Genomic DNA, 25,100 nt, shown 5'->3' on the forward strand with positions numbered 1-25,100 from the left:
TGTCGCCCGCCGCCCCGAGCTTCCTCGACGAGCGCAACGCCATCCTGCAGGCCGATTCCGGAAGGACCGGGCCCCACTGCGTGCGTCGCGCTCAGCGCGTGCGCAACGCCGTGAGAGCGGCGTCGAGGTCGCTCGCCCGCGGGCGGTTGTGGGGCAGCTTGGCGAGCAGGGCCGCCAAGCCGCACGTGTTCGTCAGGGCGGAGACGACCAGACCGGCCGCGACAGCGGCGGCGAGCAACCGCAGGGCCGGGTGCACCAGCAGGCCGAGGAGGAGGCCGAGCAGGACCACGGTGCCCGCGGTGAAGCGGACCTGACGCTCCATGGTCCAGCCCGCCCGTGCGGCGGGACGGTGCAGTTCATGGCCGTCGGCGGCCCAGGCGGCCGTGCCGCCGGCGAGGGTGGCGGTGGCGACACCGTGCTCGGCCAGGAACCGGCGGGCGGTGTCCGAGCGGGTGCCGGACGCGCAGACCACGAGGACGCCGCCCCGGTCGGCGGCCCCGCGTATCTCCGGCAGCGCGCGACGGACGTGGTCCAGCGGGATGTTGAGCGCGCCCGGGAGATGACCGGAGGCGTATTCGCCGGGGGTGCGGACGTCGATGACGGCGAGGTCGGGCAGCCGGGTGCGGGCCTGGCCGGGGTCGAGGGCGAGGGGCGTGCTCATGGCAGGTGTGATCCTTGTGATCCGGTGATGGTCGACGCCGTCCCGAACCGGGACGTACAGTACCCCTAGGGGTATTGGTCGAGGAGTGATGGTGGAACTGGAACTCGAGGGCGCGGACCTGAAGTCCGTGCTGAACCGGCTGCGGCGCGCACAGGGTCAGATCTCCGGGGTGATCCGGATGATCGAGGAGGGACGCGACTGCGAGGACGTCGTCACGCAGCTCGCCGCCGCCTCGCGCGCCCTCGACCGGGCCGGTTTCGCGATCATCGCCACCGGTCTGCAGCAGTGCCTGACCGATGTCGAGTCCGGCCGCAGGAACGGTGAGGACACCGAGCAGATGCGGGCCCGGCTGGAGAAGCTGTTCCTGTCGCTGGCGTGAGACGGGCGGCCGTTGCGGTCACAGCAGCGCGTCCAGCAGCATGAAGGCCGCCACGACGAGCAGGACGACGGCGAAGATCCGCTGGAGCGCGGTGCCGGACACCTTGGCCGCCAGCCGCTTGCCGTCCCAGGCGCCCAGGATCGCGGCTCCGACGAAGGGACCGACGACGGCCCAGTCCAGGCTCTGCGCCGTACCGCCCCGCATCGCCAGTGCCGCCAGCGAGTTGACGGTGATGACGAGCAGGCTGGTGCCCACGGCCGCCCGCATCCGCAGGCCGAGCACGCCCACCAGGGCGGGCACGGCGAGGAAGCCGCCGCCGACACCGAGGACACCGGTGACCGCGCCGAGACCGGCACCGGCCGCCGCCGCGCGGCCCGGACGCCCCGCCACGGCGCCCTGTACGGCGGGCCGCGAGCCCAGCATCCGTACCGCCGCCGCTCCCGCCACCACCGCGAAGGCCGCCGTCAGCACTGTCTGGGGCACGCTCCCGGCGAGCGCGCCGCCCAGCATCGCCGGGCCGGTTCCGGCGGCCGCGAACAGCAGTCCCGTACGCCAGCGCACCTGGCCGTCGCGGGCGTGCGCGGACAGGGCGGTGGCCGAGGTGAGGGTGACGATGACCAGGCTCGCGGTGGTGGCCGCGACCGGGGTGAAGCCGAGCAGGTAGATCAGAGCGGGCACGGCCAGGACGCTGCCGCCGCCCCCGAGCGCGCCGAGCGCCAGCCCTATGGCGCCGCCGGCGACCAGGGCGAGGACGACCGCGGTCACGCGACGGTGCCGTTGCGGCCTCGGGCGTCCACCACCGGCAGTCCGGCGGCCGACCAGTCCCGCATTCCGCCGATGACGTCCACGGCGTCCGCTCCCCGCGCGGCGAGCAGTTCGGCGGCCTGCCGGGACCGGTTGCCGGAGCGGCAGATCACGACCAGCGGCCGCGCCTGCGCCCGGGCGGGAAGCCCGGCTCCGGCGGCCAGCGCCGCAAGGGACAGATGCACGGCCCCGGGCACGTGCCCGGCCTGCCATTCGTGGGGTTCACGGACGTCCAGCAGCACGGCGTCGCCGCCGTCGCCGGTCCGGGCGGCGGCCTCCTGGACGCTCACCCGGCCCGGACCGCCCCGGCCCCGCCGGAAGAGACTCATCATGCTGTTCACTTCGTTCCCTGCTCCCTGCTCCCTGCTCCCTGCTCCCTGCTCCCTGCTCCCTGCTTGGTGGCTCAGCCGTTGCGGACGACGAGCCCGGCCTGCTCGGCCGCGTCGAAGCCGTCGTCCACGGCGACGACGTCACGGCCCGCGGCGTCCAGCAGGGAGGCGGCGACGGCGGCACGCATGCCGCCCGCGCAGTGCACCCAGACCTGGCCGGCCGGGACCTCGTCGAGGCGGCGCTGCAGGGTGTGGACGGGAAGGTGCACCGAGCCCTCGACATGTCCGCCCGCGCGTTCGGAGTCACGGCGGACGTCGAGGGCGACGACGCCGTCGCGGGGATGCGCGGCGAGGTCGGCGAACGTGGCGCGCCGGAAGGAGGCGGGCCGTTCGCCGGGGCGGAGCCAGTCGGCCGGAGCGCCGGTCGCCGCGGCGGCCGGACGGTCGATGCCGACCCGGGCCAACTCGCGCTGCGCGGCGGCCAGTTGCTCGGCCGACTCCGCGAGCAGGGTGACCGGCTTGCCCCAGGGGATCAGCCAGGCCAGGTAGGTGGCGAGCTGCCCCTGTGCCTCGAAGTTGAACGAGCCCGCGACATGCCCCTCGGCGAAGGCGACCCGGTGGCGCAGATCGACCACCCACTCCCCCGCCTCCAGCCGGCCCGCGATGGCTTCGGGGTCGGCCTGGGCGGGCGGGGTCAGGTCGACGGGCGCGGGGCCGGCGGCATTGGCCGGTCCCATGTGCGTGTAGTAGGCGGGGATGTCGTCCAGGCCGGCCAGCAGGCCGGCGACGAAGGCGTCCACGTCCCGGGTGAGGGCGTCGTTGGACGCCTTCTCCTTGCCGATGGTCGTGTCACCGCCTGCCATCTGGGCGGACGAGCAGAAACTGCCGAACCCGTGGGTGGGCAACACGGCCGTGTCGTCGGGCAGTTCGGCGGCCAGGCGCCGCGCGGAGGCGTGCTGGGCCCGGGCGAGGCGTTCGGTCAGCCGCGGCTCGACCAGGTCCGGCCGGCCGACGGTGCCGATCAGCAGCGAGCCGCCGGTGAAGACCGCCACGGCCGTGCCGTCGTCCTCCAGGACGTAGGAGATGTGGTGCGGGGTGTGGCCGGGGGTGGCCAGCGCGCGCAGGGCGAGCCCGGCGTCGACGGCCACGCTGTCGCCGTCGTGCACCGGGGTGCGCTCGAAGGAGACGTGGGCCGCGGCGGGGACCAGGTAGGCGGCGCCGGTGACGCGGGCCAGTTCCAGGCCGCCGCTGACGTAGTCGTTGTGCACGTGCGTCTCCACGACGTGGGATATCCGCACCCCGCGCCGCGCGGCGACGGTGATCACCCGGTCGATGTCGCGCGGCGGATCGACCACCACGCCGGTCCGCTCACCGCCCGCCAGGTAGCCACGGTTGCCGAGGCCCGGCACCTCGATGACGTCGATGAAGAACACGACCTGCTCCCTTCCATTCGATCATCCGAGAAATCGAGAATTCAAGGATTACCCCCCGGGGTATATGGACGACGGTAGCACAAATACCCATGGGGGTATTTTCTCGAGAGTCCGGTGTCCGCTCAGGCGGTGCGGTTCAGGCGTTCGACCCGCGCCGCGGCCGTTTTCGCGCGTCGGCCGGCCTCCCGTACGCGGCGCTCGGCGGCCCGAGCCTCTTCGCGCGCCTCGCGGACGGCGGTACCGGCCTGTCGCTGCTCCTCCTCGATCCGGCGCAGCTCCTCGCTCAGCTCGCCGACGCGCCGCCGCAGGGCATCCGCCCGCTCCTCGGCCTCCCGGGTCCGCCGGTCGGCCTCGGCCGCCTCGTCCTGTCCGGCCCTGAGCTCCGCCTCGGCCTGCTCGGCCTCCCGCAGGGCCTTCTCCAGACGGCGGCGGCGCTCGTCGGCGGCCTTGTCCGCGCGCCGGGGCGCGGAAGGAGGCGGCGCCGGCCGACGGCCGGGCGGGGTGCGGCGGGCAGTGGCGCCGGCGGAGGCGGCGGGGAAGCCGACGGTCGGGCCGAAGGGCTTGACCAGTCGTCCGGTGGCCCATTCCCGTCCGGCTTCGGGGTCGGCGAGGACGGTCTGCAGCATCGCCTCGATCTCGCGCTGGACGTCGTCGCCGATCGGGTGCCCGGCCTGGTCGGCCAGATGGCGTGCCTGCCGGGACAGGGCGTTGATCAGGACGTGCTGCCGACGGCTGAGATCGCGCAGCTGCGCCCCGTCCAGGTCGTGGTGGGCCTGGCGCAGCGCCTCACCGAGCCGCAGCAACGGTTCGACGTCCTCGGGCTGCCGCCGTACCAGGAGGTTGCTGGCCCAGGCCGCCAGGCTCGGGCGGCGCAGCCTGCCGATCCGCTCGGCGAGGGCCCGGTCACCGCCCTTGCGGGCGGCGGCCGCACGGGCCTGACGGGCGGCGGTGAAATCTTCCGGCCGCAGCCCGTACAGCTCGTCGGCGACAGTGTCCAGGTCCACCAGCGTCCTCTCCGGTCACCTCCCGGGTTTCACACCTGCCGCCGCTCATGCGGTGCCGCCGAGGCATCCGTCAACCGTCACTGGTCCGGACACGGCCAGGGAGGACCACGGGCGCGAACGGCCGTCCCGCCGCCCGAAGCTGGAGCGGCCGACGGCTGAGGAGGACGGGACATGGAATGCCTGGTCACGATGACGCCCCGGGTACCGGCAGGAACATCGGAGCGGGACGTGGAGGACGGACGGACCCGGACCCGGGAGGCGGTGCACACGCGTGAGCCGCCCGCGCGGGGGCGGATGCCGCGGTTGTGGCGGCCGCCGCCCAAGCCCGGCGAGTGGCGTACGTCCGGGCTCTTCACCGCCGACGGGTCCCAGGACCCGGGACGTCTCATCCGGCTCTGGAGGCTCGAAGAGGGCCGCGATGTCGGGCTGTGGCGGGCCACCGGCGCCGTGCGGACGCGGGAGTTCCCGCGCTCCCTCCCCATGACCGACTGGCTGCGCATCGAGACCGTGCCACTGACCCGGCACCCCGGCGACCCGGGCTCGCGGGACTCGACGCCCGTGACGACCCCGGCGGCAGGACGGAGGAGGAGTCGACAGTGAGTGATCTCTCAGGGAGCACCGTCGTCGTCATCGGCGGCACCTCCGGCATCGGTCTGGAGACGGCCCGCCAGGCGCACGCGGCCGACGCCCGGCTCGTGGTCACCGGCCGGGACCAGGGGCGGCTGGACGCCGTACACGAGGAGCTCAAGGCGTCGACCGCGACCCTCGATCTGGGCGACCCCGCCGGGCTGCGCGCGTTCTTCGCCGGTGTGCCCGCGCCGATCGACCATGTCCTGGTCAGCGGTGGTGGGCCGATCTACGCGACGATCGCCGAGATGGACTTCGACCAGGCGCGTGCCGTCCTCGACGAGCATCTGCTGGGGTCGCTGCGCATCGCCCGCGAGTGCGCCGCACGCGTGCGGCCCGGCGGTTCGCTGACGTACGTCACCGGCACCGGCGCGCGCCGGCCTGGTGTGGGGCTGAGCATCGCGGCGATCGCCACCGCGGCGACCCCCGCCGTGACGGCCGTCGCCGCCCTGGAGCTCGCCCCGGTCCGGGTCAACGCGGTCGCCGCCGGTTTCGTCGACACCCCGCTGTCGGCGCGCCTGCTCGGTGACGACATCGAGCGGCGGCGGGAACAGCTGCGGGCCACGCTGCCGATCCGCCGCGTGGTCGGTCCGGCCGACGTGGCCGCACTGGTCCTGCACCTGATGACCAACACGGCCCTGACCGGGGCGACGTACGACGTCGACGGCGGCCAGCAGCTCATCTCCTGAGCCGCTCCTGGCGCCCGAAGCCGGACTCGCCGCGGGCCAGGACGTCCCGGAGCTGCCGACGGGAGGTGATCGACAGCTTGGTGAAGATCTTCCGCAGATGCCACTCGACCGTGCGGGGGCTGAGGAAGAGCCGGGCGGCGACCTCCGGATTGGACAGGCCGTCGCGGACGAAGAGGGCGATCTGGTGCTCCTGGGGCGTGAGCTCCTCATTGGACGCCGTGGACTCGACCTTGCGCTTGCGGACGGTTTCGCCGGTGGCGAGCAGTTCCCGTCGCGCTCGCTCGGTGAAGGCCTCCATCCCCATCGACACGAACAACTCGTGCGCGGACCGCAGTTGGTCCCGCGCCTCCGTGCGCCTGCGCTCCCGGCGCAGCCACTCGCCGTACAGCAGATGGGCGCGGGCGAGTTCGGGCCGCAGCCGGGTCCGGCCGAGCCGCTCGATCGCCTCCCGGTACGGACCGTCCGCCGCGGCTGCCTCGCCGAGCAGCGCCCGGCAGCGGGCCAGGACGCCCTGGGCCCAGTCGGTGTCGCAGGGTCCGGCAGCCTCCGCCAGGGCGTCGAGCGCGTCCCGGGCGACCGGGTCGTCCCCGGCGCGCACCGCCGCCTCGACGAGTTCGGGCAGCACCCACACGGAGACCCACGGCTCGGCGATCCCGGTACTGGCCTGGGCCGCCGTCATCGCCTCCTCGTAGCGGCCGAGACCGTTGCACAGGACCGCGGCCGCCCAGTGCGCGACCGTGACGTCCATCAGCCGACCGCCCGCGCCGGCCTCCTCGATCGTCGCGGCGATGAGCGCCTCCGCCTCCTCCTTGCGGCCCCGCAGCGCGCTGAGCCGGAGCCTGACCTTCGGTGCGAGGGGAACACCGGTCGCCTCGGCCAGGAGGTCCGCCTGGGCGACGACGGCCGCCGAGGCGGCGAAGTCCCCGGTCCAGGTGGTCGCCATCCCGAGGGAGGCGAGGCAGAAGGGCAGCTCGGCCAGGGCGCCCGCGGTGCGGGTCACCTCGACGGCCCGGCTGTGGAGCGTGTGCATGGCCCGGTCGTCCCAGACGGCCGAACCGACGCCGTTGGCCACCCAGCCCCACTTCAGGACGTCGCGCGCGGGAAGCTCGGCCAGCATGGCCAGGGCCCGCCGCAGCACGGGTACGGCGGCGGCCCGGCCGTCGGTGACGAGCAGGGCGTACCCCTCGATCACCAGGTCCAGGGCGCGAGGCGTCCCCGTGGGTGCCGGCAGGGCCCTCATCGCCTCGGAGATCGCCAGCAGGCTGTCGGCGTCCGCGGCGATCAGGGCCGAGGTGCCCCAGGCGACCAGGTACGTCTCACGCGCGAGGTCGCTGTCGAAGGGCTGGAGGCGCCGGGCGTCCGCGAGCAGCAGCGGCGGTGCCCGGCCGTCGAGGCCCGCCGCGAAGGCGATCCGGCTGTGGGCGAGCCGGGCGCGTGCGTGCTGGAACTCGGTGCGGGCGTCCCGGCCCGCGATGTCGGCGAGCCGGCGGGCGGCCTCGGGGTCGCCGGCCTGGAGGGTGGCGTCCGCGGCCGCGAGAGCGCGGTCGGCGCGCCGCGAGATGTCGACGGTCAGGGCCACGGAGCGCTGCAGGAACGCGGCCGCGGCGGCCAGGCCGCCGCGTGACTGTGCTCGGCCGGCGGACCGTTCGAGCTCGACGGCCACGGACTCGTCGGGTCCGGCCGCGGCCGACGCCAGGTGCCAGGCGCGGCGGTCGGGGTCGAGGCGGGCGTCGGTGACCTCCGCCAGGGCCAGGTGCGCCGACCGGCGCTCCTCCTTCGTCGCCGACCGGTACACGGCGGACCGCGCGAGCGGGTGCCGGAAGGTGACGCGGGCGTCGAAGGACAGCAGGCCGTCCGCGCCGCCCGCGAGCGCCGTTCGCGGCCTGGCACCGAGCCGGTCGGCGGCCCGCCACACCAGGGCGGGGTCGCCGACCGGTTCGGCGGCGGCGACCAGGAGGAACCGCCGGGTCCGTTCGGGGAGGGCCTCGATCCGGCTCACGAAGCCCTGCTCGATCCGGCCGGGCAGTGCGTCGGTGTGCAACAGGCCGAAGCCGCCCGCCATCTGACTGATCGTCAGGCAGCGAGGCAGTTCGAGCAGGGCCAGCGGGTTGCCCCGGGTCTCCGCGACGATCCGGTCGCGCACCTGCGCGTCGAGCGCGGAGTAGGTGACGGAGTCCAGCAGGGCCCGGGCATCGGCGTCGTGCAGCCCCGTGACCTCCAACTCCGGTAGTCCCAGCAGGTCCTGGGCCCGCTCGCGGGCGCCGAAGACGAGCGCCACGGACTCCGCCAGCAGCCGGCGGGCGACGAAGCCCAGCACCTGCGCCGAGACCCGGTCCATCCAGTGCGCGTCGTCGACCACGCAGAGCAGTGGTTGCCCCTCGGAGGCGTCCGAGAGCAGTCCGAGGACCGCGAGGCCGACCAGGAAGCGTTCCGGCGGGGTTCCGGTGCGCAACCCGAACACCGTCTCCAGCGCGGCGCGTTGGGGTTCGGGCAGGTTCGGCAGCCGGTCCAGCAGCGGCACGCACAACTGGTGCAGGGTGGCGAACGCGAGCTCCCGCTCGGACTCGATGCCGATGGCGTGCAGCACCCGCAGTCCGGCGGCCGAGTTCGTCGCGTACTCCAGCAGCGCCGACTTTCCGACGCCGGGAGCCCCGTGGACCACGAGCGCGCGGCTCTCTCCGGTGCGGACCGCACCGATCATCCGGTCGAGTACGGCGCACTCGAGCCGTCGCCCCAGCAGGCCCGTTTTCGCCCCGTGCCCTGGTTCGTGCCCCGGATGTACCACCGTTGGCCGCCTTTGCCGCGGTTGTCCCGCAGGTCACTCAGCACGCTACAACGGCGTCGGCGCGACCCGCATCCGCACCGGGCAAAGCTTTCCTCACAACGGTCCCGGAGCATCGACCCCGCGTTCGGGGTCGGTGTACCCGACGATCAGGCGGGCAGTTCCGTGCCGGCCTGTTCGGCGACCATGTACCGGGCGTACCAGTCCGGCCAGTCGGGGTCTTCCGCGCCGGTGCGCGCCTCGTGCTCGCCGTGCGCCGCCGCGGCCCGGCGCAGGGCGCTCGCCAGGTGATCGGCCGAGGCGAAGTCCGTGCTCGCGGAGTCCAGCCGGCCCGGGAGCCGGGTGGTGATCTCCTGCAGGAGGTAGCCGTTTCCGTCCGGGTCGCTGAACGACAGGAACGAGCCGTAGCTGCTGCGCCGCGGGTCCGGCCCGGGCACCCGGGCGTCGCTCCCGGCGTGGTGGAAGACCCCGCCGGCGTCGTGGAAGACCTCGCTGGGCTCGGCGCCGCGCCGCTTCAGCTCGTCGTGGGCGGCGTAGATGTCGTCCACGATCAGGTGCAGCCCCCGTGCCGAACCGGGCGCCTGGTCCGTGACGCACGTACCGAAGATGACCGACGCGGGGGAGCCGGGCGGGGTGACCTGGACGACCCGGAAGTCCTCGCCGGTGGCCACGTCCGCGTCGAGCCGCCAGCCGAGCCCCGTGTAGAACCCCTTGGCCCGGTCGACGTCGGACACCGGCACCACCACGACCTCGAGTTTCATGTCCATGACTTCCACCTTCCGTGCGGGGGACGACATGCGCGGGTACGAGACTCGGGCGGCCGGCCACCCGTTCGCGCCAGGGGGTCCCACTGGTGATGGAAGCCGGAGAAGCTTGTTCCAGTTGACGCTGAGGCTCTGGACGTCCAGCATCAAAACGTTACCCTCGCGGTCAAAAACGCCCATCCTTTGACAGGTGGAAGGCGGTGGCCCCATGGCAGACGGGACCTCGAGAAAGGTACTCCTCGGCGAACTGGCCGCTGAGTTCCTCGGCACCATGGTTCTGATCCTCTTCGGTGTCGGTGTGGTCGCCCAGGTGGTGGCCGGCGGCCTCGGAGATCACGACAGCATCACGTGGGCGTGGGGCTTCGGCGTCACCTTCGGCGTGTACATCGCCGCCCGGCTCAGCGGCGCCCATCTCAATCCCGCGGTGACCGTGGCCCTGGCCTGCTTCAAGGGCTTCCACTGGGCCAAGGTCCCGTTCTACATCGTGGCGCAGACGCTGGGCGCGTTCGTCGCCGCGCTGCTGGTGCGCTGGAACTACACGGAGGTCCTGGCGAAGTTCGACCCAGGTCACACGATCAAGAGCCAGTTCGTGTTCTCCACGCTGCCCGGCAACGGCGCCCTCCCGATCAGTGAGCTGGGCGCACTGCGCGACCAGATCATCGGCACCGCGATCCTGCTGCTGCTGATCTTCGCCGTGACCGACCTGCTGAACACCCCGCCCGGCGCCAACCTGGCCCCCGTGGTCATCGGTTTCCTCGTGGTGGCGATCGGCATGGCCTGGGGGACCGACGCCGGGTACGCGATCAACCCGGCCCGTGACTTCGGACCCCGACTGGCCAGCTACCTCACCGGATACGGCACGGCGTGGCGAGATCAGTACGGCAATCTGTACTGGTGGGTGCCGATCGTCGGGCCGTTCATCGGCGGCGTGGTCGGCGCCGCGGTGTACCGGTTCGTCATCAGTCCGTTCCTGCCCACGGCGGAACAGGAACCGGGTCGCGTGCCCGCGCCCGAAGGCGAGTGACACGGCGGCACTCCTACGACACCGGGGCGGCGGCGACCGTGCGACGGTCACCGCCGCCGCGGCCACTTCTTGTGGGAAGCGAGCAACAAACACAGGGCAGTTGAGTGGAAACCCACCCGCCCGCCACCCGGAGTTCCCCACCTAGTCTGAACAGTCAGTTTTCAACTGTTCACTGAAGGGGACCTCATGCCGCAGCCCGCACCAAGGTCCAAAAAAGCCCGCCGTGCCGCGAAGAAGGCGGGCAAGGTGGCTCTGGCGGCAGCCCTCGGCGCCTTCGTCCGCTGGGCCGTCACCTGGCTCCTCGGCCGCGTCGGCTGACGCCGGGGTCTCCGCATCACCCCTCCCCCACCACTCCCGTGGACCCCCGCACCTCCAGAAACGGCGCCGCCAGCTCCACCTCACCCGGTCGCCCCGGGTTCTCGATCCGGTCCAGAAGGCGTTGCGCGGCCCGGCGGCCCACGTCATGACTGGCGTTGTCGACGGTGGTCAGCCACAGGTGCCGCAGCCGCGACAGGTAGGTGTTGTCGTAACCGACGAGGGAGAGGTCGCGGGGCACCCTGAGGCCGCTCTCCTCGGCGGCCGAGAGTGCGCCGACGCACGACATGTCGTTGACCGCGAAGACGGCGGTGGGCCGCCGCGGCCGGCTCAGCAGCCGTACCGTGGCCCGGTAGCCGCCCTCCTCGGTCAGGTCGCCCTGTTCCACGACGGCCGCGGCCGCCAGACCGTGCTCGCGCATCGTGGCCTCGAAGCTGCGCCGGCGCAGCTCACCGACCGCGCCGTGGCCGGCGATGTGCGCGATGTGCCGGTGGCCGAGGCCGATGAGGTGCTCGGTGGCCAGTCGGGCGCCGTGCTCGTCATCGTTGGCGACGATGTCCACCCCGGGCAGCACGGGCTCGCGGGTGCCGACGACGACCGTGGGGATCTGTCCTGCGGCGGTGCGCAGCGCCTGCGGGTCCTGCAGGGTGCCGACGGCCACCAGGCCGTCGACGCGCAGTTCGGTGAAGGTGCGGGTGAGGTCCTCGCCCAGGCGCCGGTTGAGGTGACCGTCGGCCAGCAGGGTGTGCAGTCCGCTGTCGTACAGGCGGGAGTTCAGGCCGTCGAGGAGTTCCACGAACCAGGGGTTGCGCAGGTCGTTGAGGAGGACGCCGACGGTGCGGGTGCGGCGTTCGCTGAGGCTGCGGGCGGCGGCGTTGGGCCGGTAGCCGAGTTCCTGGATCGCGGTCATGACGGCCGCGCGTTTCTCGGGACGCACGCCCTCGGCGCCGCGCAGCACCAGCGACACCAGGGACTTGGACACGCCGGCCCTGGCGGCGACGTCACGGATGGTCGGGGTCCTCATGAGTTGGACCGTTCCATATGCTCATCGTGCTGTAAAGGCCCTTCCTGGACCCCTCTTGACACCTACCGGAGGGACGACTCATGGTGGGCCGGATGTTTGGATCGGTCCAAAGAAGGGCTGTCATGGTGAAGACGCTGGGTATCGCCGTCGTGGGCTTCGGCTGGATGGGGCGGGTGCACACACAGGCGTACGCCCGTCTGCCGCACCACTTCCCGCAGCTGCCCCTGCGGCCCGAGCTGGTCGCCGTCGCGGACGAGGTACCCGGCCGGGCCGAGGAGGCGGCGGGGCAGTACGGTTTCGCGACATCCGTCCGCGACTGGCGGGAGCTGGCGGCCGATCCCCGCGTGCGGGCGGTGAGCGTCACCGCCCCGAACTTCCTGCACCGTGAGATCGGCGTCGCGCTGGCCGAGGCGGGCAAGCACATCTGGATCGAGAAGCCCGTGGGCCTCACGGCCGGGGACGCCCGGGCGGTCGCCGACGCCGTCGGCAAGGCGGGTGTGCAGGGCACCGTCGGCTTCAACTACCGCAACGCGCCCGCCGTCGAGGCCGCCCGGGAGCTGGTGGCCTCCGGTGAGATCGGCACGGTCACCCATGTCCGCATCCGTCTGTTCAGCGACTACGCAGCCCACCCCGAAGGCGCCCTGACCTGGCGCTACGAGCGCGCTCGCGGCGGCAGCGGAGTGCTCGGCGACCTCGCCTCGCACGGTGTGGACCTGGCCCGTTTCCTGCTCGGCGACATCGAGTCCCTCAGCGCCGACACCGCGGTCTTCGTCCCGGAGCGGGCCCGCCCGACCGGCGCCACCGCCGGCCACACCCGCGCCACGGGCGGCGAGCTCGGCCGGGTCGAGAACGAGGACTACGTCAACTGTCTGCTGCGTTTCGCCTCCGGTGCCCGGGGTGTCCTGGAGGCCTGCCGGGTCTCGGTCGGCGAGCAGAACAACTACGGCTTCGAGATCCACGGCACCAGGGGCGCCGTCTACTGGGACTACCGCCGCATGGGCGAGCTGGGCGTCAGCCGGGGCGGCTCCTACCAGGACCAGCCGGTGAGCACGGTCTTCGTCGGCCCGGGCGCCGGTGAGTACGCGGCCTTCCAGCCGGGCTCGGCCAACGCCATGGGCTACGACGACCTGAAGGTCATCGAGGCGTCCCACTTCGTGCGCTCCGTCGCCGAGGGCGCGCCGCACGGCGCGACACTGCAGGACGCCGTGGCGAGCGCGGCGGCACTGGACGCCATGGTGCGCTCGGCCGAGCGGCGGGCGTGGGTGAGCCTGGGATGAGCGCCGTACGCATCGGGGTGATCGGCGCGGGCAACATGGGCGCCGATCACGTGAGCACGCTGCACCGGTTCGTCTCCGGTGCCGAGGTGGCGATGGTCGCCGACGTCGACGAGGAGCGGGCCGCCTCGGTCGCGGCCGCCGTACCCGGGGCCCGGTCCACCGGCGACGCCCTGGCGCTGATCGCCGACCCGGACGTCGAGGCCGTGGTCATCGCCGCGCACGACAGCACGCACGCCGACCTGGCGATCGCCGCCGTACGGGCCGCCAAGCCCGTGCTCTGCGAGAAGCCGCTCGCCCCCACCACGGCGGCGTGCGTGCGCGTGGTGCGCGCGGAGCGGCAGGCGGGCGGCGGACTGATCTCGCTCGGCTTCATGCGCCGCTTCGACCCCGCCCACGTCGAGCTGAAGGCGGCCGTGGCCTCCGGCGCCTGCGGAACGCCGTTGCTGCTGCACTGCGTCAGCCGGGGCGTGTCCTCCGCCCCGGGCTGCACCGACGAGTTCAGCGTGACCGGCTCCGCGATCCACGAGTTCGACACCGTGCCCTGGCTGCTCAACTCGCCTGTCACCGAGGTCAGTTGGCACGCAGCCCGCCCTACGTCGACGGTGCGCGGGCTGCGTGATCCGCAACTGATGCTGCTGCGCACCGCCGACGGCGCCCTGACCACCGTCGAGACGTTCCTCAACGCCCGTTACGGCTACGACATCCGCTGCGAGGTCGCCGGCGAGCGCGGCACGCTGGCCCTCGCCGGTCCCGCCCGGCTCGTGGAGAACGCCGACCGGGCCCGGTCCACCGCCCACCCCGCCGACTGGCGCCCGCGCTTCGCCGACGCCTACCGCCTCGAACTGCAGGCGTGGACCGACGCCGTCGCCCGGAAGCTGCCCGCACCGCTGGCCACCGCGCTGGACGGGCTGACGGCCACTGCGGTGGCGGAGGCGGTCATCGCGTCCATGAAGGACGGCGGGCGTACCGTCGCCGTCCAGGTCCCGGAGGTCTGAGCGACATGCCCGCCTTCCCCGCCACCCTGCCCACCGCCCGCACGCCGGACCCGATGGCCGCCCCGGCCCTGCGCTGGGGCGTGCTCGGCACCGGCTGGATCGCGGAGCGCTTCGTCGACTCCGTCCGGCGTCACACCCGGCAGCGCTTCACCGCGGTCGCCTCCCGTGACCCTGCCCGCGCCCAGACCTTCGCCGACCGCCACACGATCACCGCCTCCCACGGCTCGTACGAGGATCTGGTCGCCGCCGACGACGTCGACGTGGTGTACGTCGCCACCGAGCACACCGCGCATCTCGCCTGCGCCCGCCTGGCGCTGGAGGCCGGCAAGCACGTGCTGGTCGAGAAGCCGCTCGCGCTCGACGCGGCGCAGGCCACCGAGATCGCCGAACTCGCCGCCCGGCGCGGCCTGTTCTGCGCGGAGGCCCTGTGGACCTTCTACCTGCCCAAGTTCGACGTCGTACGGCAGATCCTCGACTCGGGTGTACTCGGCGAGGTCCGCACGGTGCTGGCGGACCACGGTGAGCACTTCACCGCCGGCCACCGCATCCTGCGCGCCGACCTGGCGGGCGGCCCGCTCCTCGACCTGGGCACCTATCCGCTGTCCCTCGCCACCTGGGTCCTCGGCGCTCCGGCCGGGATCACGGCGCAGGGGCAGCCCCACCCAGCCGGGGTCAACGGCCAGGTGTCGGCCGTCCTGCGGGACTCCGACGGCAACCAGGCCGTCATCCACACCACGCTCTTCAGCGACACACCCACCAGCGCCACGATCGCCGGCACGCACGCCACCCTGACCCTGCCCGGCCCCTTCTACCAGCCCGGCGACCTGCTGCTGACCCCCTCGGGCGGGGGCGCCCCGCTCACCTTCACAGAGCCGCGCACGGCCCACGGCGCCCTGTACTTCGAGGCCGCGGAGACGGCCTGGCGCATCAGCTCAGGCGACCGCGAGACGCCTCTGCGCCCACCGGCCGACTCCGTCACCACGCTCCGTGCGATGGACGAGATCCGCGCCCTATGCGGGATCACGTTCCCAGGGGAGGACGGCGCCGGAGCGTAGGTGTTAGGAGCCGACCGCCGTCCCCGCCTCGGCCCAGTTGGCGTGCAGCCGGTCGAGGTACGCCCGGGCGTCGGTGCCGGGGGTCGCGCCGCGGGCGAAGGCCAGCATGGTGCCGGGACCGGCGTCGTAGCCGAGCGCCATCAGTTCGTCCTTGGTGTAGGGCGCGGACCACTGTGCGGGCAACCGGGCCGCCAGGTCGTGCAGGTACCAGGCCTCGGCCTCGATGGCGAGGTCCCGGTCGTCCGGCAGCTGGGTCCAGTCGCGGTCGGCGAAGTCGCGGCCCTTCTTGACCTCGTCGAAGGTGGCGCGATGCATGTCGGCGATGCCGAACGCGGCACCCGGCTTGATCTTCTGCCAGGCCCGCTCCAGCGCCGGATCGTGCGGTTTGTACGCCTCGTTGTAGAGGATCGCCATCACCAGCCGGGCCCTGACACCGGCCTCCCGGGCCCGGGTGCGGACCTGGGGGGCGTAGTCGGCGGGATCGTACGAGGACGGGGCCGACGAGCGGGAGGCGCTGGGCGAGCCGGCCGACGGGGTCGGGGCGGGGACGGTCTTCCCGGCCGGTGGCGGGGTGTGGCCCTGTGGGGTGTTCGCGGCCCGCACGAGGACGTAGACGGCCAGGGCGAACACCACCATGAGCGCCAGCCGCCGGTACCGCACCGCCCGGAAATCGGACATGTCTCGCCCTTCTCCCGCCCCCTCGGCCGGCAATCTTCTACCGCAAGGCGATTAAGGCCCGCGTGAGCCGACGCTGTATGTGATCACAGGGTCCGGTCGGGTTCCTGTCACGCCACGTCCGAACTGTCACCCCGAATACGGCTCCCGTTCACCGCGGGCCTCCCGGACGGCACCGGCACCGCTGCCTATCGTGACCGGCACGGACGTGATCGGGGTGGTGAAGAGCTGTGGGCGGGCATGACCTGGACGGCGCTCTGCGGGTGGCCGTGGAGCTGGCCGAGTGGGCGTCGGAGAAGATCCGGGGCACGGACGCGGGCGCCGGAGGGCCGGCACGGCAGAAGGCGAGCCCCGCGGACATCGTCACGGACACGGACGAGGCCGTGGAGCGGCACGTACGGGCGGTGCTGCGGCGGGAGTTCCCCGGCTGGGGCATCGACGGCGAGGAGTACGGCGTCGAGGAGGGCTCCTCGCATGCTCCGCACTGGGTGATCGACCCGGTGGACGGAACCACCAACTACGCCCATGGCCTGGGCTGGTGCTCGTTCTCGCTGGGCCTCGCGGAACCGGACGGCAGCCCACTGCTGGGCGTGGTGGCGGACCCCTGGCGGCGCGAGATCTTCACGGCCGCCTCGGGCAGGGGCGCGCACCTCGACGGAACTCCGATCCGGGCGGCGGATCACACCACCCTCACCGGGCACGTGTTCATGACCGAGTGGGCCGCCCACGCCCACTGGCCCGGTCTGGACGCCCTGTTGGGCGAGCTGGCGGCCCGCCACTGCACGGTCCGGGTGATGGGCTCCACCGCGCTGTCCCTGGTCCAGGTCGCGGCCGGCCGCGCCACCGCGGCGGCGATCGGCGAGTTCCACCCGGTGGACGGCCTGCCCGCACTTCTCATCGCGACGGAGGCCGGCGCGCTGGCGATGCCACAACTCCCCGCCTACGACGAGCCGTTGCTGCTGGCCGCACCGGGCGCGGCAGCCGAGGCACGGGAGTTGTGGCGTACCACGGTCAGCTCCCGCACGTGAGCCGGGCGTCGGCCCAGTCCGCGTGGTCGTGGGCGTTGCCGTCCCCGCCGTCCTGGACCACGAGGTGCAGCTCCTGCACGCCGCTGACGTCGACGTCCAGGGGCGTGGCCGCCGAAGCGCCGGTCAGGACGGGCGTGGTGGTCAGGGTGCGGCCGTCGGCGACGACACCGAAGGTGACCGAGCCGTACGGGGCCACCTCGTCGTCGATGCCGACGGTGGCGGTGAGACGGGTGCAGTTGCCGCCGAGGTAGAAGGCCACATCGCCGGCGGCGTGCACGCCGAGTCCCTTGGCGTGTGCGCTGCCCCTGATGGTGATCGGCTGCCCGTCGCCCGCCGCCTGCTCCCCGTTGGAGCTGTCGCGTTCCACCGGCCCCCAGCCGTTGCTGCTGGAGACGAACGACAGGTCGCTCAGGTACGGGCTTGCGGTGGGCGGCGGGATCGGCACCCGGGTGCTCGCCGCGCCGTACGTCCAGTGCCGTACGCCGTCCCGTGTGTACGTGGCCAGCGGAGAGAAGGTGTTGGTGACGGGGGTGTCGGCGGCCGTGGGGGCGGTGACCGTCCAGTGTGCCGTGACCGAGTGTCCGGGGGCGACCTTGGAGAAGGTGACGGGGGTGGTCGCGGCGGCCTTCCAGCCCGCCGGGGTGCCGGGGGTGAGGGTCAGGTCGGTGGCCGCTCCGCCCTTGGCCGGGAGCGTGAAGGTGGTCGTGAAGGTCGCCGACTCGCCCCGCTGGACGGTCTCGGGCAGGGCGGCCTTCAGCGCGGCCGGCGGTGCGGCCGCGTGGCGTACGGGGGTGATGCCGAGGTTGTCGAACTCGTCGGTCTGGTAGCCGACCACACCGAGGCCGACCTGTCCGGCCCGGTACGCGGAGTCGTCCACCGCGCCGATCCGCCGGCCGTCGACGCTCGCGGTGATGGTGGTGCCGCTGAAGCCGAGGGCCAGGGTGTGCCAACGACGGGTGCCCAGGGCGCGGGTGGTGCCGTCGGCCAGGGTGGTCAGCCGTCCGCCGGTGTCGCTCTTGACCACGGACCACGTGCCGGTGTCGGAGACCCGCAGGAAGTAGCCGGCCTGGTGGGACTGGGGCCGCTGCTGTTCGCCCGCCCGGCCGATGAGCTCGACGGTGCCGGGCTGTTCGAGGTAGACGTCCGAACTGACCGTGTAGTCCTTCCAGTCGGTGTCGCCGAGGAGGGCGAAGGCGTCGCTGTCGTCCTGCCATTCGATGGGCTTCTCGGCGGCCATCTGCCGCACGCACCGCCCCTTGCGTCCCCGGCAGGGCACGGTCTCGAAGGCGCCCTGCATGTCGGAGAGGTACTTCGCCTCCCGCCCGGGCGTGTGCTGCTCGAAGGAGTCGCGGTACGGCAGCGCCAGGTGGCCCTGGGGCGGACTGACGGCCGTGCCGTGGCCCTGGCCGGTGGTGGTGGTCAGGGAGTAGACGTGGCCGGGCCGGAGCGTGACCGAGAAGTGCCCGTCCTTCGGGGTGACGTCACCGGTGTGCACGAAGCCGCGTCCGCCGGGGGCGAGGTCGGTGGCCCAGATGTGGACCGTGCCGGTGGGCAGTCCGCCGCCGACGGTGAAGTCGGCCGTCTGGGCGCTGCCGGCGGTGGAGGTCTCCACGATGGTGCTGTAGGCGGAGTTGTCGGCCGGTTTCAGCGTGACGTAACTGCCGTTGGTGCGGTCGCCGCCGAGGTAGCCACTGGCCTGGTCGACGAACGTCCAGCCGGGGCGGGTGACTTGGGTGACCTGGGCGGTGGTCCACAGACTGGTGCCGAGGTCGTAGGCCCCGGACCAGGGCTGGTTGGCGACGGCGAGGCCGACGGTGTCGTAGGGCAGGTTGGGGTAGACGGCCGCCAGCAGGGGCCAGTTGAGGTAGGCGGTGAACCTGCCGTCGAGGTAGCCGCGGGTGATGGAGCGGATCAGCGCGCCGGCGCCGGAGTTCTCGTCCAGGGAGCCGTTCTCGCTGGCCCACAGGGGTTTGCCGGTGGCCCGGGCGTTGTCGGAGCTGTAACAGGTGTTCGCGGTGCCGCCGTCGCCGCCCTCGCAGGGGTAGTGGACGCCGACGACGTCGACGGAGTCGGCGAACTGCTGGTCCTTGACGATGTCGTCGGCGACGTCCAGGCCCGAGTCGGCGGCCACGATCCGCACGGGCAGATGGCGGGCGGCGAGGGCGGTGTGCAGTTTCTCGTACCAGGCCGTGTCGTAGCCGCGTTCGTTCCAGCCGCCCAGATAGTCGATGTCCAGGCCGTGTTGGCGGGCGCAGCCGAGCCAGGCGGTCAGGTAGTCGATCGTGTCCTGGGACCAGAAGCTCCCCCCGCCAGGGGTGTTGCCGGTGTTGCCGATCCAGCCGGGGGCGCCCCAGGCGAGTCCGTAGAGCTTGATGTGCGGGTTGCGTTTCCTGGCCTGTTCCATCAGCCACCACTCGTAGCCGCTGTCGCAGTGCACGGTGCCCCGGGTGTGCTCGATGCTGGGTTCGGAGCCGTCGGTGGAGTTGGTGTCGCCGCCGATCTCCACCTTGAGCAGGTGCAGGGAGGCGCCGTAGCCGGGCTTGAAGAGGTAGTCGAGGATCTGGCCGCGTTGTGGTTCGGGGTAGTTGATGAGGAGGCGTGAGTTGCCTCCGCCACCGCTGATGGCGCCGATGCCCTCGAAGGTGCGGCCGGTGCCGGAGCCGTTCACGGTGATGTCGGTGGTGCCCGGCGTGGGTGCCTCGCCGACGAAGTCGATCCGGTCGACCGTGACGGCCGTGCCGCTGGAGGCCGCGTTCCTGCGGCCGGTCCAGGCCAGGGTGAAGGTGTGGGGTCCGTCCGTGAGGGTGGGGCTGGTCCACACGGTGGCGTCACCGGTGCGGGTGGCGCTGTAGAAGTCGACGTCGGCCGGGGTGCCGCCGTCGACCGAGACGGTGCCGATGCCGTGCCCGGGGTCGGTCACCGCGTGCAGGGTGAGCCGGGTGCCGGTGAAGGCGAAGTCGACGGAGTCGCCGGTGTGGTCGGTCCAACTGTTGGTGCCCTGGTAGGGGTTGGCGGGCGCGCCCTCCCCGCCGGCGTGTCCCCACCCGGAGCCGTGGTAGGCGAACTGGTCTCGGCCGCTTCCCTGGACGGAGTCGTCCACCGTGACGGTCGTGGCAACGTTGTCGGCGGCTGCCGGCACCGGCGTCAGGCCGGACAGACACAGCACCAGGGCACTCACTGTCGCGCCGCCCCAGGACAGGGCGCGGCGCCGGACGGACTGGAGCATGTGCTCTCCCGGCCTCGGATCCGACGGAGGCGAACACCTCCGCGCACATGGCTACAGGAACGCACGCTTCCAAGGAAGAGTCCGGTCAGAATCCAACACAGGAATTTGGTATGCGGGTTGAGGGAGCTGGCCCTCCCGCCCGGAGCGGGGACACCCTCCCCGTGTCACCGCAGGGCGCTGCCCGACTGCCAGGTCGCCCAGTCGACGTTCCAGTCGCCGTAACCGTTGTTGGCGGCGACCGTGTCCTTGGAGTTGACCACCGTGACCGGGTCGCCGGTGTGGACGTGGCCGTAGAACCACTTGGCGTCGTCGGTGCTCATGCCGATGCAGCCGTGGCTGCCGTTGATCCGGCCGAACTTGCCCTCGTTCCAGGGGGCGGCGTGCACGAAGGTGCCCGAGGGGGTGAGCCGGACGTCCCACTTGACCGAGCCGAGGTTGTAGGCCTCGGGCCCGAAGATGCTCACCGTGCGGGAGTTCATGCGGATGGTGGGCGTCTTCTCCAGGACGACCATGGTGCCGTTCCAGGTCTCGAAGCCCTTCTTGCCCGCGGAGACCGGCAGGGTGCGCAGCTTCCTGCCGTTCTCGGAGACCGTCATCGTCTTGGCCGCGGTGTCGACGGTCGTGGTCACCGCGTCACCGATACGGAAGTTCACCACCCGGTTCTGGACGCCGTACAGTCCGCCGGCCCGCACGCCGTCGAGGGACATCCGCAGGGTGACGTCAGTGCCGGGCTTCCAGTACTTCTCGGGCCGGAAGTCGACGCGGTCCCTGCCGTCGCGGTCGGTCATCCAGTGCCAGGCGCCCTGCACGGAGGGGCTGGAGGTGACCTGGAGGTGGCGTTCGACGGCCGCCCGGTCGTGGATCGGCTTGTCGAAGACGATGGAGACGGGCATGGCCACGCCGACGGTGGTGCCCTTGTCCGGGTGGTACTCGCCCACGAACGTCTTCGACCTGGGCGTTTCGGCGGTGGTGAAGGTGGCGTTCCTGGTGAGCTGCTTTCCGTCGGATGCGGTGGCACGGGCGCGCACCGTGTAGGTGACGCCGGGTGCGAGCTGCGCGTTGGACGTCCAGGTGCCCTTGTCGCCGGAGAAGGTCCCCCTCAGATCGCCGGGGCCCTGCGCGGTTACCTCGACGGAGGTGATCCTGCCGTCACCGGCGCGTACGGTCACCTTCCGGTTCACGGCGACGGACGTGCTGTCGGACGCGGGCGAGACGGTGAGCCGGTCGTGCTTCGCGCCGTCCCCCGTGGAGCCCCCCGAACCGCTGCAGGCCGTCACGACCAGGAGCGCCGCGGCGGCCGACGCGGCAACGGGCAGGCCCGGGCGGCTTCGTGGGGCGTTCCCAGCGGTGCTCGACGGTGCGTGCGGCATGCTTGCTTCAACCGCCTTCCCTGCGTCCCGGCGAGCGCCTGGCGCGCTCGCTCTCCGAGCGGGTAACCCGCCGGAGGCCGGGCATAACCCGCGATCGGGTCAGGAGGGGGTGAGAGGCAGATCGTCGGTGTAGGCGTTGACCGGCGGGGCGATGCGCCGCGTCCCGCCGACGTCGAGAGCGGCCTCCGCCGACCCGGTGCCCAGGCTGCCCTTCGGGTGCCAGGTCCCGGTCACCGCCAGCCAGGTGTTGGCGGGCGGCACGGCTCCCCCGTACATCCGGACCTTGACGGTCTGGGAGTCCGCGGCGCAGCAGGTGAAGATGATCCGGGTCAGGTACCAGCCGCCGCCGTGCGCGGCCGGGGTGACGAAGCCGGTCATCAGCACGGTGCGGTGCCGGATGGCGAGGCCGTGGTCCTGCTGCACCCGGGTGGTGAAGTCGGTGAGCGTCATGGGCAGCGGGGAGGTCGCGGGCAGCGGGTCGAAGCCCTTGCGCACCGTGACCGCCTTGCCGTTGGTCCGCGCCGCGGTGTACGCGCCGAGGGCCGGTGGGACGTAGAGGAGCAGGCTGAGCGCGGGGAGGAAGAGCAGCCAGGCGACGCGGGGTGCCCGGGAGTGGTCGTGCCCGTGCGCGTGGCCCTCGTCGTGGGTGTGGCCCCGGTCCAGGACCGCGCTCGCGAGGCCGAGCAGGAGCAGGATGACGCCGGAGACGATCAGGACGGGTCGGAGGCCCTCCTTGACGTAGCGCAGGTAGAGGTCGGTGAGGAGGGAGACGTGCAGCAGTCCGGCTCCGGTCAGGACCAGCAGCAGTGTCTGGGCGTGGCGTTTCACAGCAGGGCGCCTCCGGTCAGCGCGCTCGCGGCGACCGCCACGACGACCGTGGCGGTGGAGAAGCGCCAGGCGAACGCCCGCCCGAAGGTGCCCGCCTGAAGGGAGATCAGCTTCAGGTCGACCATCGGGCCCACCACCAGGAACGCGAGCCGGGCGACGGGCGAGAACCCGGTGAGCGAGGCGGCGACGAAGGCGTCGGCCTCCGAGCACACCGCGAGGACGACGGCCAGCCCGGTCAGGAAGAGCACCGACAGCCAGGGCGAGCCCGAGAAGGTGTCCAGCACCGCTCGCGGCACCGCGACGTTGAAGGTGGCGGCGGCCATCGCGCCGAGCACGAGGAAGCCCCCCGCGTGCAGGAAGTCGTACTGGAAACCGCGACGGAACTCCCGCCAGCGGCTGTGCCCGGCGTGATGGCCGCCGTGCCGTACGGCGGGCCGCAGCCAGTCTTCCCGGCCCAGCCAGAGCCACAGCCAGCCCATCACGGCGGCGGTGGCGAGCGAGGCCAGCAGCCTGGCGGCGACCATCGCGGGATTGCCGGGGAAGGCGACGGCGGTGGCGGTCAGCACGACGGGGTTGATCGCGGGCGCGGAGAGCAGGAACGCGAAGGCGGCGGCCGGGGTGACACCCCGTCGGATGAGGCTGTTCGCGACGGGTACCGAGGCGCACTCGCAGCCCGGCAGGACCGCGCCCGCCGCGCCGGCCACCGGAACGGCGAGCGCGGGGCGCCGGGGCAGCACCCGGGTGAACAGGTCGGCCGGTACGAAGGCGTTGATCGCGCCGGACAGGACCGTGCCGAGGATGAGGAAGGGCAGCGCCTGGACGGTGATGGCGAGGTACACGGTGCGCCAGGCGGCGAAGGCGGGCCCGCTCAGCCAGCGGGTCTGCGTCAGGGTCAGCACCACGGCGACCAGCGCGGCCGCCGTCGCCGCCCCGATCACGACCGACTGCGGCGGCAGGCGGCGAGCGGGGGGAGCGGCCGTCGCGACCACGCCGTCGACCAGTTCATCCGTTCTCACCATGGTCACTCCGGATGTCGGTGTCCTGGCGAAGATAAGCGACGATCACGAAGGGGCCGGGCGCACACACCTCCGCATTCGGGTGACGGGGACACTGGGACCATGACGACCCCGCTCGCCTCCCACCTCGCGTCCTGGACGCCGGCCCCGGTCACGGACGAGGACGCCCTCTCCCCGGCTCCGGCGGCCGCCCTGTCCGCGCTGCTGGACCTGCCGGAGACGGCCGCGGAGTCCGGCGACGCGCTGCCGCCGCTGTGGCAGTGGCTGTACTTCCGGCACTGGCCCGCCCAGCGCGACCTCGGCGCCGACGGCCATCTGCGGGACGCCCGCTTCCTGCCGCCGATCCCCGACCGGCAGCGCATGTTCGCCGGCGGGCGCTGCGAGATCACCGAGCCGCTGCGCCTGGGCGAACCGGCCGAGCGGGTCAGTGGCCTCGGTGCGGTGACGCCCAAGCGGGGCCGCTCCGGAGAGCTGCTGTTCGTGACCGAACGCCAGGAGTTCCGCCAGCAGGGCCGCCTCTGTCTGGTGGAGGAGCAGGACATCGTCTACCGGTCGGGCCGCGGCGCCGCAGCGCACCCGGCCACGCTGGACGAGCAGGCCGTCCCCGAGGCCGAAGGTCCCTGGCGGCTGCGCCTGCACCCGGGCCCGTCATTCCTGTTCCGGTTCAGCGCCCTGACCGCGAACGCGCACCGCATCCATTACGACGCCCCGTACTGCCGTGCGGTGGAGGGGTATCCGTCTCTCGTGGTGCACGGCCCGCTGCTGGCCCTGCTGATGCTCGAACTCGTCCGCGTCAACGCACCCGCCCGCCGGGTGCGGTCCCTGTCCTACCGGCTGCACCGCCCCGCGTTCGCCGGCGAGCACCTCCTGGCCGACGGCTCCCCCACGGACGGCGGGGCCGGTCTGCGCGTCGCCGGTCCCCGGGAGGCCCGGCACGCCACCGCCGAGGTGACCTTCGCACCGGGGTCGGTCGTCAGCCCCGCACACCGCCCGTCATGAGACCGCCGACGATGAAGCGCTGGAAGAGGGCGAAGAGGCAGACCACCGGGACGCTGATGAGCGTGGCGGTGGCCATCAGGGCGCCCCAGGACGTGCCGTGCTGTCCCACGAAGGAGTTGAGCAGCACGGTGACCGGCCGGACGTCCGGGCCCCCGGCGAGGGTGAGGCCGAAGCGGAACTCCCCCCAGGCGATCAGGAAGGACAGTCCGGCCACCGCGACCACGCCGGGCACCGTCAACGGCAGGACGACCCGCAGCAGCACGCCCGGCAGTCCGCACCCGTCGATCTGCGCGGCCTCCTCCAACTCCGGCGGCACACCGCGCAGTACGTTCGATGACCCAGGCGCGGTGCCGGTCGGGTGCGGAGGCGGGCTCAGGGACGACGCGCTCGTACCGCATCGGCCTGTCCGGCGGCGGCCGCGTCGAGGTGCCAGGAGCCGGAGGCCGTGCTGTGGGCGGAGAGGCCGACCGACGCCTGGTCGAACGCCCACTCCACCATCCTCCGGTCCCGTTCCGAGAACGCGGACGAGGTGCCGACGGTCACCACGAACCCCTGCGGCCTGCCGTCGCGGTCCAGCGACGGATGGGCGTGCAGGGTCACGTCGACGCGGTGACCGTCCCGGTGCCGCAGCGCCGCCGTACCGCTCCACTCCTCGGAGCCCAGGAGCGCGAGACCGCTCGCCTCGGGAGCCTCCCGGCCGAGGAGCAGTTCGGCGGCGGCGCGTCCTACGACCTCGGGTGCGCGGTGGCCGAGCAGCCGCCGCGCACCCTCGCTATTCACGCGCTGAGGTTCTCAA

Annotated in this window: 25 protein-coding genes; 10 read left to right on the top strand and 15 right to left on the bottom strand. The window is 72.9% G+C overall.

Features of this window, described 5'->3' with window-relative positions; translation table 11 throughout:
* Positions 1-91: 91 nt before the first annotated feature.
* On the bottom strand, positions 92-661 hold the full coding sequence (locus tag ABZ453_RS37315) for a rhodanese-like domain-containing protein (protein WP_359022249.1): 570 nt from the start codon (positions 659-661) through the stop codon (positions 92-94).
* A 91-nt stretch (positions 662-752) separates the two neighbouring features.
* On the opposite strand from ABZ453_RS37315, the gene ABZ453_RS37320 reads away from it, so the two are divergent.
* Positions 753-1,040 (top strand): metal-sensitive transcriptional regulator, encoded by a 288-nt coding sequence (locus ABZ453_RS37320; protein WP_133049167.1) that lies wholly within the window; start codon positions 753-755, stop codon positions 1,038-1,040.
* 18 nt (positions 1,041-1,058) lie between these two features.
* Here ABZ453_RS37320 and ABZ453_RS37325 read toward each other — a convergent pair whose 3' ends face one another.
* The 4 genes from ABZ453_RS37325 to ABZ453_RS37340 all read right to left on the bottom strand — a co-directional run bounded on the left by ABZ453_RS37325 (position 1,059) and on the right by ABZ453_RS37340 (position 4,610).
* A complete protein-coding gene (locus ABZ453_RS37325; RefSeq protein WP_359022251.1) occupies positions 1,059-1,805 on the bottom strand; it encodes a sulfite exporter TauE/SafE family protein in 747 nt (248 codons plus the stop codon).
* A complete protein-coding gene (locus ABZ453_RS37330) occupies positions 1,802-2,173 on the bottom strand; it encodes a rhodanese-like domain-containing protein (RefSeq protein ID WP_359022380.1) in 372 nt (123 codons plus the stop codon). Before ABZ453_RS37330 ends, ABZ453_RS37325 begins: the two co-directional genes overlap by 4 nt.
* 74 nt (positions 2,174-2,247) lie before the next feature.
* Positions 2,248-3,606: an MBL fold metallo-hydrolase gene (locus ABZ453_RS37335; protein ID WP_359022253.1), complete on the bottom strand. Its 1,359-nt coding sequence runs from the start codon at positions 3,604-3,606 to the stop codon at positions 2,248-2,250.
* A 122-nt stretch (positions 3,607-3,728) separates the two neighbouring features.
* Positions 3,729-4,610, bottom strand: coding sequence for a hypothetical protein (locus ABZ453_RS37340; protein ID WP_359022255.1), 882 nt, complete (start codon positions 4,608-4,610; stop codon positions 3,729-3,731).
* Between the two features lie 171 nt (positions 4,611-4,781).
* Between ABZ453_RS37340 and ABZ453_RS37345 the strand changes: the two genes are divergently transcribed.
* Both ABZ453_RS37345 and ABZ453_RS37350 read left to right on the top strand, forming a co-directional pair.
* The gene (locus ABZ453_RS37345; RefSeq protein ID WP_359022257.1) at positions 4,782-5,210 is read left to right on the top strand and encodes a muconolactone Delta-isomerase family protein; all 429 of its coding nucleotides are present in this window, start codon (positions 4,782-4,784) and stop codon (positions 5,208-5,210) included.
* Positions 5,207-5,926 (top strand): SDR family oxidoreductase, encoded by a 720-nt coding sequence (locus tag ABZ453_RS37350; protein ID WP_359022259.1) that lies wholly within the window; start codon positions 5,207-5,209, stop codon positions 5,924-5,926. The genes ABZ453_RS37345 and ABZ453_RS37350 overlap by 4 nt, the downstream gene beginning before the upstream one ends.
* On the opposite strand, the gene ABZ453_RS37355 is transcribed toward ABZ453_RS37350, so the two are convergent.
* Both ABZ453_RS37355 and ABZ453_RS37360 read right to left on the bottom strand, forming a co-directional pair.
* Positions 5,916-8,711, bottom strand: coding sequence for an AAA family ATPase (locus ABZ453_RS37355; RefSeq protein ID WP_359022261.1), 2,796 nt, complete (start codon positions 8,709-8,711; stop codon positions 5,916-5,918). The two genes, ABZ453_RS37350 and ABZ453_RS37355, sit on opposite strands and share 11 nt — an antisense overlap.
* A 146-nt stretch (positions 8,712-8,857) precedes the next feature.
* A complete protein-coding gene (locus tag ABZ453_RS37360; RefSeq protein WP_359022263.1) occupies positions 8,858-9,475 on the bottom strand; it encodes a VOC family protein in 618 nt (205 codons plus the stop codon).
* Positions 9,476-9,680: 205 nt separating this feature from the next.
* On the opposite strand from ABZ453_RS37360, the gene ABZ453_RS37365 reads away from it, so the two are divergent.
* Together ABZ453_RS37365 and ABZ453_RS37370 are read left to right on the top strand one after the other, a co-directional pair.
* Positions 9,681-10,496 (top strand): MIP/aquaporin family protein, encoded by an 816-nt coding sequence (locus ABZ453_RS37365; protein WP_359022265.1) that lies wholly within the window; start codon positions 9,681-9,683, stop codon positions 10,494-10,496.
* A gap of 186 nt (positions 10,497-10,682) precedes the next feature.
* Positions 10,683-10,814 (top strand): hypothetical protein, encoded by a 132-nt coding sequence (locus ABZ453_RS37370; RefSeq protein ID WP_359022267.1) that lies wholly within the window; start codon positions 10,683-10,685, stop codon positions 10,812-10,814.
* Positions 10,815-10,830: 16 nt separating this feature from the next.
* On the opposite strand, the gene ABZ453_RS37375 is transcribed toward ABZ453_RS37370, so the two are convergent.
* Positions 10,831-11,835, bottom strand: coding sequence for a LacI family DNA-binding transcriptional regulator (locus tag ABZ453_RS37375; protein ID WP_359022269.1), 1,005 nt, complete (start codon positions 11,833-11,835; stop codon positions 10,831-10,833).
* Positions 11,836-11,957: 122 nt separating this feature from the next.
* Here ABZ453_RS37375 and ABZ453_RS37380 point away from each other — a divergent pair, with 122 nt between their 5' ends.
* The 3 genes from ABZ453_RS37380 to ABZ453_RS37390 are packed head-to-tail and all read left to right on the top strand — an operon-like array spanning position 11,958 to position 15,162.
* Positions 11,958-13,112 carry a Gfo/Idh/MocA family oxidoreductase gene (locus tag ABZ453_RS37380; RefSeq protein WP_359022271.1) on the top strand — a complete coding sequence of 385 codons (1,155 nt, stop codon included), beginning with the start codon at positions 11,958-11,960 and terminating at the stop codon, positions 13,110-13,112.
* Positions 13,109-14,107, top strand: a complete 999-nt coding sequence (locus ABZ453_RS37385; protein ID WP_359022273.1) for a Gfo/Idh/MocA family oxidoreductase — start codon at positions 13,109-13,111, stop codon at positions 14,105-14,107. The genes ABZ453_RS37380 and ABZ453_RS37385 overlap by 4 nt, the downstream gene beginning before the upstream one ends.
* A 5-nt stretch (positions 14,108-14,112) precedes the next feature.
* Positions 14,113-15,162 carry a Gfo/Idh/MocA family oxidoreductase gene (locus ABZ453_RS37390; protein ID WP_359022274.1) on the top strand — a complete coding sequence of 350 codons (1,050 nt, stop codon included), beginning with the start codon at positions 14,113-14,115 and terminating at the stop codon, positions 15,160-15,162.
* 3 nt (positions 15,163-15,165) lie between these two features.
* Here the strand turns inward: ABZ453_RS37390 and ABZ453_RS37395 are convergent, their stop codons facing one another.
* On the bottom strand, positions 15,166-15,840 hold the full coding sequence (locus ABZ453_RS37395) for a lytic transglycosylase domain-containing protein (RefSeq protein ID WP_359022276.1): 675 nt from the start codon (positions 15,838-15,840) through the stop codon (positions 15,166-15,168).
* A 227-nt stretch (positions 15,841-16,067) separates the two neighbouring features.
* Here ABZ453_RS37395 and ABZ453_RS37400 point away from each other — a divergent pair, with 227 nt between their 5' ends.
* Positions 16,068-16,865 carry an inositol monophosphatase family protein gene (locus ABZ453_RS37400; protein ID WP_359022278.1) on the top strand — a complete coding sequence of 266 codons (798 nt, stop codon included), beginning with the start codon at positions 16,068-16,070 and terminating at the stop codon, positions 16,863-16,865.
* Here the strand turns inward: ABZ453_RS37400 and ABZ453_RS37405 are convergent.
* The 4 genes from ABZ453_RS37405 to ABZ453_RS37420 form a co-directional block, all read right to left on the bottom strand.
* Entirely contained in the window at positions 16,849-20,091 is a 3,243-nt protein-coding gene (locus tag ABZ453_RS37405; protein WP_359022280.1) for an NPCBM/NEW2 domain-containing protein, read from the bottom strand. The genes ABZ453_RS37400 and ABZ453_RS37405 overlap by 17 nt on opposite strands.
* Before the next feature lie 164 nt (positions 20,092-20,255).
* Positions 20,256-21,368: an Ig-like domain-containing protein gene (locus ABZ453_RS37410; RefSeq protein ID WP_359022282.1), complete on the bottom strand. Its 1,113-nt coding sequence runs from the start codon at positions 21,366-21,368 to the stop codon at positions 20,256-20,258.
* A 192-nt stretch (positions 21,369-21,560) separates the two neighbouring features.
* The gene (locus ABZ453_RS37415) at positions 21,561-22,289 is read right to left on the bottom strand and encodes a TIGR03943 family protein (RefSeq protein WP_359022284.1); all 729 of its coding nucleotides are present in this window, start codon (positions 22,287-22,289) and stop codon (positions 21,561-21,563) included.
* On the bottom strand, positions 22,286-23,308 hold the full coding sequence (locus ABZ453_RS37420) for a permease (RefSeq protein ID WP_359022286.1): 1,023 nt from the start codon (positions 23,306-23,308) through the stop codon (positions 22,286-22,288). Before ABZ453_RS37420 ends, ABZ453_RS37415 begins: the two co-directional genes overlap by 4 nt.
* A 99-nt stretch (positions 23,309-23,407) precedes the next feature.
* On the opposite strand from ABZ453_RS37420, the gene ABZ453_RS37425 reads away from it, so the two are divergent.
* Entirely contained in the window at positions 23,408-24,304 is an 897-nt protein-coding gene (locus ABZ453_RS37425; RefSeq protein ID WP_359022288.1) for a hypothetical protein, read from the top strand.
* On the opposite strand, the gene ABZ453_RS37430 is transcribed toward ABZ453_RS37425, so the two are convergent.
* Complete coding sequence (locus tag ABZ453_RS37430; RefSeq protein ID WP_359022290.1) at positions 24,279-24,794, bottom strand: carbohydrate ABC transporter permease; 516 nt, start codon at positions 24,792-24,794, stop codon at positions 24,279-24,281. The genes ABZ453_RS37425 and ABZ453_RS37430 overlap by 26 nt on opposite strands.
* Positions 24,677-25,084, bottom strand: a complete 408-nt coding sequence (locus tag ABZ453_RS37435; RefSeq protein ID WP_359022292.1) for a PAS domain-containing protein — start codon at positions 25,082-25,084, stop codon at positions 24,677-24,679. The genes ABZ453_RS37430 and ABZ453_RS37435 overlap by 118 nt, the downstream gene beginning before the upstream one ends.
* Between the last annotated feature and the right edge of the window lie 16 nt (positions 25,085-25,100).

The organism is Streptomyces sp. NPDC005799 (assembly GCF_040630525.1).
Classification (GTDB): domain Bacteria; phylum Actinomycetota; class Actinomycetes; order Streptomycetales; family Streptomycetaceae; genus Streptomyces; species Streptomyces griseorubiginosus_B.